This window comes from Bacillus sp. LNXM12-1 (genome assembly GCF_003004375.1).
Taxonomy (GTDB): domain Bacteria; phylum Bacillota; class Bacilli; order Bacillales; family Bacillaceae; genus Bacillus.
Window position 1 is genome coordinate 187,430 of the sequence record NZ_PVWX01000004.1, and the last position, 14,606, is coordinate 202,035.

General features: G+C 46.5%; 2 protein-coding genes. Both read left to right on the top strand.

The window, feature by feature from the left end; genetic code table 11:
* The first annotated feature begins 14 nt into the window (after positions 1–14).
* The gene (locus C6Y07_RS15660; RefSeq protein ID WP_106157018.1) at positions 15–10,709 is read left to right on the top strand and encodes a non-ribosomal peptide synthetase; all 10,695 of its coding nucleotides are present in this window, start codon (positions 15–17) and stop codon (positions 10,707–10,709) included.
* 44 nt (positions 10,710–10,753) lie between these two features.
* Positions 10,754–14,587 carry a non-ribosomal peptide synthetase gene (locus C6Y07_RS15665; RefSeq protein ID WP_106031581.1) on the top strand — a complete coding sequence of 1,278 codons (3,834 nt, stop codon included), beginning with the start codon at positions 10,754–10,756 and terminating at the stop codon, positions 14,585–14,587.
* Positions 14,588–14,606: the final 19 nt, after the last annotated feature.

The window sequence follows — 14,606 nt, forward strand, 5'->3', positions numbered from 1 at the left end:
GAAGAGGTGGACATATGAGCAAGCAGAAGATTCAGAAGGTATATCCTTTAACACCCATGCAGGAGGGCATGCTGTATCATGCCATGCTAGACCCTAATTCCTCCTCTTATTTCACACAGCTTGAGCTTGGAATAAGCGGAGAGTTTGATCTCGCTCTTTTTGAAAAAAGTCTCAATGAGCTCATACGGACATATGACATTCTCCGTACAGCCTTTGTCTATCAACAATTGCAAAAGCCTCGTCAGGTTGTACTGGCTGAACGTCATCTAGATGTGTATCGAGAGAATCTATCTCATCTGAATCATCAAGAGCAGCAAAAGGTATTGGGTCAATATAAAAAGCAAGTGAGAAAGCAAGGATTTCACTTAACAAATGATCTGTTATTGAAGGTCGCTGTTTTTCAACTAAATGAAACAAACTGGCATCTAATTTGGAGCAACCATCACATCATCATGGATGGTTGGTCCATGGGTGTTTTAATGAAAAAACTGTTTCATTACTATGAATCTTTTCGGAACGATCGAACGCCGGATCGCTCACAGGGAAAGCCTTATGCAGATTATATCCAGTGGCTTGGAAAGCAAAATAAACAAGAAGCGGAAAGTTATTGGCAGGAGCGTCTAGATGGAGCGGTTCAGCATCAAGGGCTGCTGCAGCAAAATGAAGCGAACGGACAATACGACCATCAGGAATGGACGTTTACATGGGATGCTCAAACGGTACAAGCCATTCAAAATGTAGCAAGAAAATGCCAAGTGACAGCCCCGAACCTGTTTCAGGCTGTCTGGTCTGTTCTATTAGGCACCTATCATGCAGCTGATGATGTCACATTCGGCACCGTTGTATCGGGCAGACCTCCAAGTGTATCTGGAATTGAGCGCATGGCAGGGCTGTTTATCAATACGATACCCGTTCGAGTGACATTGGATCAGGGGCAGACGTTCAAACAGTTGTTTCAAAAGGTTCAGCAGCATGCACTGGAAGCGGAAAACTATGATTTTATGCCGCTTTATGACATTCAGCAAAAGACAGCTGCTGGAGGGCAGCTCTTTGATCATTTGGTTGGGTTTGAGAACTATCCTTTAGATCAGGAGCTGTCTGGTGATACCATGTCTGCACGGCTTGGTTTTTCCATTGATGTAAAGGACGGATTTGAACAAACGAATTTCGACCTAAATGTCCTTGTTTATCCAGGTGAAACGTGGACATTGAAAATCAAATACAACGCCATAGCTTTTGAAGAAAAGATCATTGAAAACATATCAAAACATCTGACCAATCTCATGAAGCAAATCATCCAGAACCCTGATGTACGCCTTCATGAAGTGACATGTATCACAGAAGAGGAGAAGCAGCAGATTGAAGCTTGGAATCAGACAGAGCGAGATTATCCGAAGCATCTGTCTATTCCTGAGCTGCTTAATGAACGTATGAAGGCGCAGCCTGACCATCTGGCATTAGTTGAAGGCGATCGAACATTCACGTACGAGGAGCTTGGACAAGAAATCCGTCGTTTAGCCGGCAGTCTTGTTGAAAACGGCGTACAGCCCGGAGATGCTGTCGCGGTGTATATGAACCGATCAGCAGATGCGGTGATCGCCATTTTAGCAGTTCTGCACGCAGGGGCAGCTTATGTGCCGATTGATCCTTCCCAGCCTGAGGAGAGAATCCGATGGATGCTTGAAGACAGCAGCGCATCCATTTTGCTGCATGCTGACAATCAGCCGCCAGTTGATGAACATATCAAGGCTGTACATGTGACCAGCATGCCTCATCGCTCACACGTGGATTTCTCAGTCCGGACGTCTCCATCTCAATTGGCGTATATCATGTATACATCAGGATCAACTGGACAGCCCAAAGGGGTTCAAATTGAGCATCAGCATATTGTGAGATTGGCTTGCTCTCAGGAGAAATTAGGCTTGACCAAGTCGGATCGTATGGCGCATACAGGGGCCGTCAGCTTTGATGCTATTACCTTTGAGATATTTACCACGCTGCTAAATGGGGCGACGCTTTATCCTGTTGACCGTGATACTTTATTGGATATTCATCGATTCGAACAATTTATCCAAACACATCAGTTGACGGCGCTCTTTTTAACAACTGGATTATTTAATCAGCTCGCTCAGCAGCGGCCGCAAATGTTCGAAGGATTAACCACATTAATTACAGGCGGTGACGTCATCAATGTGAAGAGTGCGGAGCTTGTGAAACAGCATCATCCAGCACTTGTTTTACTGAATGCCTATGGTCCAACTGAAAATACAACCATCTCGACCATTTACGAAGTAAGAGGAGATGAAACGGGTCCGATCCCAATTGGTCAGCCGATCAACCATTCGTCGGCTTATATTTTAGATGATGATCAAAGATTGCAGCCAATTGGAGCGCCAGGAGAGCTGTATGTTGGCGGAGATGGTGTCGCAAGAGGGTATCTCCATCGTCCGGATTTGACCAATCAAGTGTTCATGGCAGATCCTTTTAAGCCGTCAGGCCGTTTGTATCGAACAGGGGATTTGGCTAGATATGGCGCGGATGGCCAGATCGAATTCCTCGGCCGGACAGATGATCAGGTGAAAATTCGAGGCTTCCGTATTGAGCTTGGTGAAATTGAAACAGTGCTTCAGCAAAAAGCGGGCATAGAGGATGCGGTTGTGCTTGTCCATTCGTTTTCCTCAGATGAAAAGGAAATCACGGCTTACTTCACAGGGACAATGACAGAAGAAGAGGTGCGGGATTTATTCAATCAAGAGCTGCCAGCTTATATGGTGCCGCACCATGTGATGAAGCTGGATGCTTTTACGCTCACATCGAACGGGAAGGTAGATCGAAAAGCTTTACCAAAGCCGGACGAAGCGCATCAGGAGAAAAAGGAAATCATTTCGCCTGAGACGGAGACAGAAAAGGCACTCGCTCAAATTTGGGAGGAGCTCCTTGGGAAAACGGTAGGAGTAGATGAACATTTCTTCATGGCTGGCGGGCACTCTCTCAAAGCGATGATGATGTCCGCGAAGATTCAAGAGGTGCTTCAAAAGGAAGTACCGATTCAAGTGATTTTTGAGAAGCCGACAATTCGTTCATTAGCGGCGTACATCGATCAGGACGGTCAAGAAGAAACGGGGCATCCTATTTTACCAGCAGAGCATGCGGACGAATATCCGGTATCACCAGCTCAGCGCCGTTTATACATTTTGCAGACACTCGAACCTGACAGCACGAATTATCATATTCCGATCGTCTTAACGCTTGAAGGGGCACTCGAATATCAGCGGCTCAGATCAGCGTTTGATCAGTTGATCCAAACGCATGAAATCTTAAGAACGAGTTTTCATATAAATGGAGAAGACATCGTCCAAAGGGTGAATGAATGGACTGCATTTGACCTTCCCGTTCATGACATCAAAGAAGATGAGGCAGAGGCATTCCTTTCTGAACGTCAAACACCATTTGATTTAACAGCTGCGCCTCTATTGCGAGCTCAGTTGTTGAAGGTCAGTGAGAACCGTCATCTTCTCGTCTTGGAAGCACATCATCTCATTACAGATGGCAGCTCCATGAAGACGTTCATTCAAGATTTGGCGAAGGCCTATGATGGAGAAGCTCTTGCAGAAAGAGCCATTCATTATAAAGATTACGCTGTCTGGCAGTTAAGTGAAGAAGAGACGGAGAAACAGAAGGAGCATGGAGCATATTGGTTGAAGCAATTCGAAGGAGACTTACCGGTATTAGAGCTGCCAACTGATTATCCGCGTCCAGCGGAACGTGATTTTTACGGAGAACGATTCATGTTTGGCTGTGATCAAGCGACGACTCAGCGGATTCATGAATTGCTTCAGAAAACAGATACGACCATGTACATGTTCTTGTTATCTGCCTTTCAAGTGCTGCTTGCCACTTATAGCGGCCAGGAAGATATCATCGTTGGTTCCCCTGTTGCAGGACGGACACACCCTGATTTACAGGACATGCCGGGGATGTTTATCAACACTGTTGCGATTCGCGGAAAACCAGAACAAACGAAGACATTTTTACAGCTGCTTGAAGAAATAAAAGAAACGAGTATTGACGCTTTTGCTCATCAAAGCTATCCACTCGAAGAGTTAATTGCACGTCTTCCGCTAGATCGTGATACAACCCGAAGCCCGCTCTTTAGCGTGTCATTTAACATGCAGAACATGGAGGTTCCGGCGCTAATGCTCGGCGATCTGCACATTTCGCCTTATGCCATTCAGCATCACTCTGTCAAATTTGACTTGTCTCTAGAAGCATTTGAACGAGAGGGAGCATTAAAGCTGAGCTTTGACTATGCAGCGGCATTATTTAAAGAAGAGACGGTCCGCAGGTTCGGAACTCATCTTCTAGCGATTATTCGTGAAGCGGTCCAACACCCGGATGAACAGATCGGCTTGCTCCGTATCCTTGATCAGCATGAGCAAATAGAGCGATTGGAGAAAAAAGACGAAGTGCAATCGAATCGTCATGAGCCCTTCCATGTCCAATTTTCGCGTCAGGTAAAGGAAACACCAGATGCCATTGCGGTGATGGATGATCAACGGAAGCTCACTTACCGCGAGCTGGAAGACATGGCAAATGCGCTTGGCAGTGAACTGAAGGTACGAGGCGTCGAGAAAGAAAAGACTGTAGCACTGATTCTTGACCGCTCTGTCTATGTCATCGTCTCAATGCTTGGTGTGATGAAAGCAGGTGGTGCATTTGTACCAATTGATCCGGCCTTCCCTGCGGAACGTATCCGTTACACATTAGAAGATTCAGGTGCACAAGTGATCGTGACAAATGAGTCTCTTGCAGGTTCCTATCAAGATCACAAGTCGATTCAAGTGGTGCAGGTTGAAAAAGCAGTGCAGCAAAGCCGCTCGCTAGATCTGCCGGAAGGCTCAGCCGATCAGCTCGCTTATGTAATATACACATCTGGTACAACAGGGAAGCCGAAGGGTGTACAGCTCACACATCGTAATCTATCACACTATGTCAACTGGCTGACAAATGAGGTGACATTGCAAGAATGCGATCGGACGGCACTGCTTTCTTCTTATGCATACGATCTCGGTTACACAAGCATTTTCCCTGTTTTAAAAGCAGGGGGGACACTCTATGTGCCTCGTGAAGATGTGTATACAGACCCGGTGCGTCTCATGCGTTTGATTGATGAACAAGAGCTGACGTATATCAAAATGACACCATCCTTATTTCATATGATGGCAGATTCGAAGGATCATGCATTTAATGCTTTACGCCTTGTGATACTTGGAGGGGAACCGATTGTCTCTGAGGATGTTGAAACGTTTATGAAGCAGCACCCATGTGTGGCAGTGATGAACCACTATGGCCCGACAGAGACAACTATTGGGACTGTGACCAAGCTGATCACACCGCAAGAGCTAGGCGCTTTGATGGATCGCTCTGTGATCGGGCAGCCAATTGCTCACACAAGAGCGCTCGCACTCAATCGTCAGCAGCGCCTTGTCCCTTATGGCGCACCTGGAGAGCTTTATATATCGGGGGAAGGTGTATCGAGAGGGTATTTGAATCAGCCTGAATTAACAGCAGAGCGTTTTCTTGAAAATCCATATTATCCTCAGGAGCGAATGTATCGCACAGGGGATTTGGTCAGACAGCATGCAAATGGAGACATTGAGTTTCTCGGAAGAATAGATGATCAAGTGAAAATCCGCGGTTATCGTATTGAGAAACAGGAAATTGAGCATGCCGCGCGTGCACGATTATCCATTCAAGAGGTGTATGTCAAAGTAATTCACATGTCCCGTTTACCGGAGCTTGCACTCTATTACACAGCGCCTGAGCCAATTGGAACACTGACGTTTAGAGAAAAGCTTGCGGAGACACTGCCGGATTATATGATTCCAACGTACTTTGTCAAAGTCGACCACATTCCGCTCACACAAAACGGAAAGGTAGATGCGAAGTCTATGCCGCTTCCGCACGAGGTGCATATGAACCGCGCGGTGCATGCAGCACCAGAAACGGCACTTGAGCAGTCGCTGTGTGACATTTGGTCAGAAGTACTTGGGGTTGAACAAATAGGTGTTCATGATCACTTCTTTGAATTGGGAGGTCATTCTCTCAAAGGCATGGTGCTCATTTCGAAGGTACAAGCCAAGCTGAACAAGCATGTGCCGCTCAAAGTCCTTTTTGAAAAGCCAACGATACGGGCGATGGCAGCCTATTTGGAAGAAGTGGATTCTTCGGACATCACATCCATTCATCCGGCGGAGAAGCAAGATTTCTATCCTGTCTCTTCCGCTCAAAAGCGGATGTATGTGTTACAGCAGCTGCATCCAGAAGCAGTTACTTACCATATGCCAGCTGTTTTGATGATGGAAGGCAGCCTTGATGTGAAGCTGCTAGAAGAAGCGCTGCAAGCCTTGATCGAACGACATGAATCATTGCGGACAGCCTTTGTAGAAATTGACGGCGTACCAGTTCAAAAAGTCTATCGCCGAATGCCGTTTACGTTAGAGGTTGTTGAAGTAGAGAGAGGTCATGAACAACCTGTCATAGACGCATTCATCACCCCATTCTCATTACATCAAGCACCATTAATGAGGGCAAAGGTGGCGAAGCTTTCTAATGAAGAATATGTGTTCATGATGGATATGCACCATATCATCGCAGATGGTGTCACACGCAGTTTGCTCATTCAAGAATTGGCAGAGTTGTATGAGAAAAAGACATTACCGCCAGTTCAGCTGCACTACAAGGATTATGCGGTATGGCAGCAGGAAGAAAAGCAGCAAGCGCTGCTCGAGAAACAGCGTCAATATTGGCTAGAGCAATACGCTCAGCCGCCTGAAGATTTGGCGCTGCCACTTGATTTTCCGCGCCCTCATGTTCAGTCATTTGAAGGAGACCGAGTCGACAGATGGTTATCTGCTGAAAAGGTGCAGTCCATTAAAACGCTCATGGCTGAAAAAGGTGTAAGCTTGAACATGGTCATGCAAACGGCATTTGCCATTTTCCTTTCCAATTTAACTGGGCAGACAGATATCGTTATAGGCGCTGTGACAGCAGGACGTACGCATGCTTCAATGGAACGGGTTCCGGGCATGTTTGTGAATACACTGGCTCTTCGACATGAAGTGCAGCTGGAGGAAACGACAGCACAATTGCTTGAAAAAATGAAAGATCGCAGCCTATCAGCCTATGAACATCAAGATTTCCCGTTTGAGGAATTGGTGGCACAGTTAGATCTTCCGACAGACACGAGCCGCAATCCATTGTTTAGTGTCATGCTGACAACGGATGACCGAGATCTGACGTTACCGGATCTGGATGGACTCAAGCTTTCGCAAAAACAGCAAGAGACAGTTCAAGCAAAATTTGATGTAACGCTCGGTGTATTTGAAGAAAAAGACCAAGTGGGCCTGCGTTTTGAGTATGCAGCGGCACTGTTTAAAAAGAAGACCATTCAGCGTTGGAGTCAATATTTTGAACAAATCATAGACGAAATGCTGGCTAAGCTCAATCAGCCAATTTCAGCGCTATCGATCTTAACTGAAGAGGAAAAACGAGAACTGATCAATGAATGGTCAGGTCCTGTCCTAGACGTTCCGTCAGATCAAACGATCCATGAACTAATTGGAGCTAATGCGCACAAAGCGCCTCACCAAAAGGCGGCGACCTTCTGCGGAACGAGCTGGACATATGAGGAACTGAACAATCGGGCGAATGTAGTTGCTCAGAAATTGATCTCTCTTGGCACAAAACCCGGAGATCGCGTCGGCATTCTCACCCGTCCATCGCTTGACATGACGGCAGCCGTCCTTGGCGTCCTGAAGGCAGGTGCGGCATTCGTTCCAATTGATGCGGATTATCCGGCTCAGCGTATTGCGTACATGCTAGAGGACTGCGAGGCAGAGGTGCTTCTGATGCAAAAAGGACTGACTGCACCAACTTCTTTCACAGGTCATGTTCTGCAAATAGAAGATGCCGTAGAAGGAGAAGCACAAGAAATTCAGGTACATGTGAAACCAACAGATCTCGCCTATATGATTTACACATCGGGAACGACTGGACAGCCGAAGGGTGTCATGGTCGAGCACCAGTCCCTTGTCAATCTTGCTTTCTGGCACAATGATGCCTTCCAAGTGACAAATGCGGATCGAACCGCCAAATATGCCGGCTTTGGCTTTGACGCCTCCATTTGGGAAATGTTCCCGTCATGGATCGCCGGCGCAGAGCTGCACATCATCGATGAAGCGATTCGTCTCGATATGATCAAGCTCAATACGTATTTCAATGAAAAAGGGATCACCATTGCGTTCCTGCCGACCCAGTTATGCGAGCAGTTTATGTCAATGGACAATCATTCACTGCGCTACCTACTGACTGGCGGAGACAAGCTGAAACAGGTAAAGCCTGTTCCATATAAACTCGTCAATAACTATGGCCCAACAGAAAACACAGTCGTAGCGACCAGCGGGATCATCAACCCAGATCAAGGCACACTTCCGATCGGAACAGCGATTGCCAATACTCGTTTCTACATCATGGGTTCGTTATACGACCTCTCGCCGCCAGGCGTACCGGGTGAGCTCGTGATCGCAGGAAAAGGACTGGCAAGAGGGTACTGGAATCTTCCAGAGGAAACAGAGAAACGATTTGTCCCAGATCCATTTTATCCAGGCGAGCGCATGTACCGTACAGGCGACTTGGTGAAATGGACAGAGGATGGTGAGCTGATTTACCTCGGCAGAAAAGACCATCAGGTCAACATCCGAGGCTTCCGTATTGAACTGTCAGAAGTTGAGGCGCAGCTCCTTGCGCTGGCGGAAGTCAAAGAAGCAGTCGTGACAACGGTCAAAGATGCCAGCGAACAAGATTCGCTTGTGGCATATGTCATCACCGATGAAGAAACGACCGACCTGAAAGAAAGTCTAAAACGAACGTTGCCAGACTATATGGTGCCATCATCCATCATCAAGCTTAACCAACTGCCGATGACGGCAAATGGCAAAGTCGATCTAAAAGCATTGCCAGCGCCTGATATGGAAGCAAACCAAACGGCATACGAAGCGCCAAGAGACGAAGTTGAAACACTGCTTTGCGATATTTGGGCAGATGTCCTTGGCGTGAGCCAAGTCGGCATTCACGACCACTTCTTCTTCCTTGGTGGAGACTCAATTAAAGGCATCCAAATGGCAAGCAGACTCACACAAGCGGGCTGGAAGCTCGATATGAAGCTACTATTCCAATATCCAACGATTGCGGAGCTGCGCCCATATATCGAAGAAGCCGATCAAATGACAGCCGACCAATCACCAGTTGAAGGGGAAGTCATTTTGACTCCAATTCAACGCTGGTTCTTTGAGCGAGCATTCAGTGACCAGCACCATTGGAATCTCTCGATGATGCTTCATGCGCCAAACGGATTTGACCTTTCGATTACAGAACAAGTGATGCAGAAATTACTTTCACATCATGATGCACTGCGTATGGTATACAGGCAGGAGCATGATGACATTCTGCAATACAATCAGCGGGAGCTCAGGGAATCGATTGCGATTATTTCTCATGATGTCTCTAAAGAGCACGACGTGAAAAAGGCCATTTCCACATATGCCAACGAGTATCAGCGTCAGCTGAACCTCGAAACAGGTCCACTCATGAAAGTGATTTGTTTCCGTGCAAAAGATGGCGATCACTTACTCATCGTGACACACCATCTTGTCATTGACGGTGTCTCATGCCGAATTTTACTAGAGGATTTTATGTCTCTTTATCAGCAGGCAGCTCAAGGACAAACGCTCGTCCTTCCGCCAAAAACCCATTCCTTTAAAGAATGGGCAGAGGCAATCGAACGATACGCACAGTCCAAGCCGTTAAAAAGCCAAAGTGAGTACTGGACAGAGATTGACACTCTGCCATTGACCACTTTACCTGTTGATCATGAAGTAACGAAAAGAAAAGTTGCTCAAACAAAAGCAGTACAGATGCAGCTTTCAGAGTCCGAAACCGAGCATCTCTTAACCGATATTCATCTACCGTACACAACGGAAATGAATGATATTCTTCTATGTGCTCTCGGGCTTGCCGTTCAGGAGTGGACAGGGAAGTCCCATGTACATGTGCAACTTGAAGGTCATGGAAGAGAGGATATTTTATCAGGGCTGGATGTCTCCCGCACGGTTGGCTGGTTTACGAGTATGTATCCAGTTGTTCTTGAAGCAAAGCCGGATCAGACCATAGCTGATGCTATTAAAGGAACGAAAGAGATGCTGCGGCGTGTGCCAAATAAAGGAATTGGCTACGGGATTTTGAAATACATGACAGCCACTGAGCCGTCAGGACAGCACGTACATCCTGAAATCAGCTTGAACTATCTTGGGCAGATCGATCAGGAAGTGACGACAGAACTCTTTGGACCGTCCACCTATGATATGGGACGACAAGCAAGCCCTGATTCAGAAGCTGTCTATAAGCTGAACCTCAGTGGTCTTGTTCAACACAATCGATTCATGTTGTCGTGTTCCTATTGTACAGATGAATATGAAGAACAAACGATACAGCAGTTCATGGCATTGTTGAAAGAAAAAATCCAATCCATCATTACCCATTGTTTAGCGCAGCACGAAAGAGAATTTACGCCAAGTGACTTCTCTGCGGCTGATCTTGAAATGGATGAAATGGACGACATTTTTGACATGCTTGAGGAAAAATTGACCTAACAACACGAGATCAGTCATACAAACGGGAAGGGAGGATGAAATAGATGAGTTCATTTAAAAGGGATCAAGTTCAAGACATGTATTATCTGTCACCGATGCAAGAAGGAATGCTGTTTCATACCCTCCATCATCAAGAAAAGGGCTTTTATGTAGAGCAAATGGATATGAACGTAAAGGGCACACTGCGTCATGACTTACTTGAGAAAAGCATGAATGTCATCGTGGAACGGTACGATATTTTTCGTACCGTATTTCTCCACGAAAAAGTGAAGCGCCCTGTCCAAGTTGTGCTGAAGAAACGCCCTTTTACGCTTGATGTGGTGGACATGCAGGATCTTTCTGAAGACGAACAGCTTGTACGTATTGAGACATTTAAACAACAGGATCAGCTGAGAGGATTTGATCTCTCGAAGGATTCTCTCATGCGGGCATCCGTTTTCCAAACGGGTCCTGCCAGCTATCGCTGGATATGGAGCTATCACCATATCCTCCTTGATGGCTGGTGCTTTGGGCTTGTGGTGCAGGAGTTATTTGCAATTTATCATGCACTTTTGCATGACGTCCCTTACAAGCTGGAACCGGTTAAACCATACAAAGAATATATTCAATGGCTGGAAAAACAAGATAAACAAGCATCACTTCAATATTGGCAGCAATCATTAGCCGGGTTTGATGGACAATCAACCTTTAAAGAACAGAGAAAACAAACGAATGAACATGAATTAGGCGAAATGGAATGGTCGATGAGCAAAGAAGAAACGGCTGCTTTATCAGAGTTAGCGTTGCAGCAAAATGCCACGTTAAGCAGCGTGCTTCAATCGGTGTGGTCAATTCTGTTGAGCAGATATCAGCGTTCAAATGATGTGTTGTTTGGCACGGTTGTGTCGGGACGTCCGGCAGATTTGGCTGGTGTTGACAGAATGGTTGGCTTGTTCATCAATGTCATCCCAAGAAGAATTCAGCTGACAGATGACATGACATTCCGTTCTCTTCTATCAGAGACTCAGCAGCAGTCTCTTGCAGCCGAGCCGCACCAATATATTCCGATTTATGATATTCAGGCAAAGACAGGTCAGCAGCCACTCATTGATCATATTGTCGTGTTTGAAAACGTCCCAGCCGCAAAGAAGGACGAGCAAGAGGCGCGATTAGGGTTTACTGTGGAAAACATGAATGTGTATGAAAAATCGAACTATGATCTCAATTTGCTGGCATCACCAGGAGAACAATTGCAATTGAAGCTGGCCTTTAACCAAAAAGCATTTGATCCTCAATTTGTCCACCGGTTAAAGGAGCAGCTGAGTCTATTGATGAGCGAGGCGATCAAGCATCCTGATCAATCGGTTCATACACTTACACTCGTCACGAAACAGGAAAAGCAGCTGATTCTTGAGGAATGGAATGCGCCTGAGCTTGAGCATGACCAGCTGTATTTGTCGAAATGGTTTGAGCATAATGTCCGCAAACAGCCGAATGCAGTGGCATTATCAGCAGGTGAGCACACGATGACATATGCGGAGCTGAATGAACAAGCCAATCGATTGGCAAGGCATTTGCAAAAAAATGGGGTCACGCATCAAACGGTCATCGCCATTTTAGCCGACCGCACGCCTAAACTTATTGTCAGCCTGCTGGCTGTCTTAAAAGCAGGCGCAATCTATGTGCCAATTGATCCCGATTATCCAGAAAGCCGCATTCAATACATGCTTAAAGACAGCGGGGCAACGCATCTTCTGACTCACTCATCCTTTATCGGTCAGGCGAAGGCACTTGCGTTTGATGGTACGTATCTGTTTGCGGATGATCAGGAAATTTCACTGATGAGCTCAGAGAATCTTCTGCTAGAAGCAGGCTTACACGATACGGCTTACATCATGTATACATCTGGTACAACAGGTCAGCCAAAAGGCATCATGACGACCCATTCCAATATTGCCCGGGTGGTCAAAAATACGAACTACTTAACCATTTCAGAAACAGATACACTGCTGTCACTATCCAACAGCGTATTTGATGGCTTTACATTTGATGTATATGGCGCACTTTTAAACGGAGCAAAGCTTGTCTTGCCGAAAAAAGAGACCATTTTAAACATGGGCGAGCTGACGGGGTTGATTAAAAGGGAAAACATTTCTGTCATGTTTGTTCCGACGGCATTATTTAATCTCCTCGTTGATGAAGAAACCGACTGGATGCGCAGTGTGCGCAAGGTGCTGTTCGGAGGAGAGCGGGCATCGGTACAGCATGTGAGGAAAGCCTTTGATGTCATGGGGAAAGACAGACTGATCAATGTCTACGGTCCAACCGAATCAACGGTCTTCGCCACCTATTATCCAGTAGATGAGGCTCTGCCGGTAGAGACGCGTTCGATTCCAATCGGAAAGCCGCTCAACCAGACGGGTGCTTATATATTGAGCCCGCACGGACAGCTTCAGCCGATTGGAATGGTCGGAGAACTATGCCTGAGCGGAAAAGGGCTTGCGAAGGGGTATTTGAATCGTCCTGATCTGACAAAACAAGCCTTTATCGCCCATCCATTTGCTGCGGGAGAAAGGCTGTATCGTACGGGAGACTTGGCCTATTTTCGAGCAGACGGTTTGATTGAGTATGCAGGCAGAGTGGATGACCAGGTGAAAATTCGCGGTCATCGAATTGAGCTGACAGAAATTGAAGCCCACCTTCTCATGCATCCAGGCGTAAAGCAAGCTGCCCTTATAGCTGATCAGCATAACACGCAGCATACAAGGCTGCTCGCCTATATGACGTGTGAGGAGGAGTGGAAGGACAAACTCGATGTGATCAAGTCAGGGCTGAAGGAAAAACTTCCGGCTTACATGCAGCCTCATGAGCTGATCAGACTTGAGAAAATGCCGCTTACGCCAAATGGAAAGGTTGATAAACGTCAGCTGCCAAAGCCAGAGGCGCCTCAAGGAAACCGCCATGTGAAGCTTCCAGTAAATGAGGTAGAACAAAAGTTGCTTGTGATGTGGAGGGAAGTGCTTGAAAGAGATGATATCAGCACAGATGACCATTTCTTTGAGCTTGGCGGGCATTCATTAAAAGCGATGTCGCTTTTATCCAAGGTGTCGAAGGAATTCGATGTTCAGGTGCCCATTCATTTGCTGTTTGAGACGCCTACCATTGAAGCAATCAGCCGTTATATTCAACAGCAGGATCAGGAAGCCGCAGGCTATCTTGTATTCAATGAATCTCAAACGCCAACAGTCTTTGCTCTCCCGCCATTACCAGGCTATGGCTTTATTTATCAGGAAGCCGCAAAAACGCTTGATGGTGTTCGTTTGATCGCCTTTGACTTTATTGAAGCCGATCATCGAATTTCGCAATATGTTCAGCATATCCAGCACCTTCAGCCTGAAGGACCGCTGACTTTGATGGGATACTCTGGCGGGTGCTACCTAGCCTTTGAGCTTGTTCAATCGCTCGAACAAGCAGGGCGGACCGTCGAAAAGGTCATCATGATCGATTCCTATAAGAAAATAGGAGAAAGTGATTTAGAAGGACGATCCATTGATGACGATATAGCAGCGATCGTCCATCAGTCGCAGCAAAGTGAACTTGCCCAAGCGGAGCTCATCCAAGACGCGCTGGCTCAAAAAACGAGAGCCTACTATGAAACTTTTGTTAAGGGGGTGAACCAAGGAGAGATACAAGCAGACATTGACTTCATCCAATCCGAAGAGCAAATTGCGATACCAGACTGGATGGAAAATTGGGAAGCTGCGACGACCGGCGCTTATCGACAATATCAAGGCTATGGTCAGCACGCTGACATGTTCAAAAACAAAGAATGTGCCGCTCAAAATGCACAGCTGATCCAAAAGATAGTCCATCATAAAAATAGAGAAGCAGTCTTGTAAACTTTAGATTAGGCAGGGG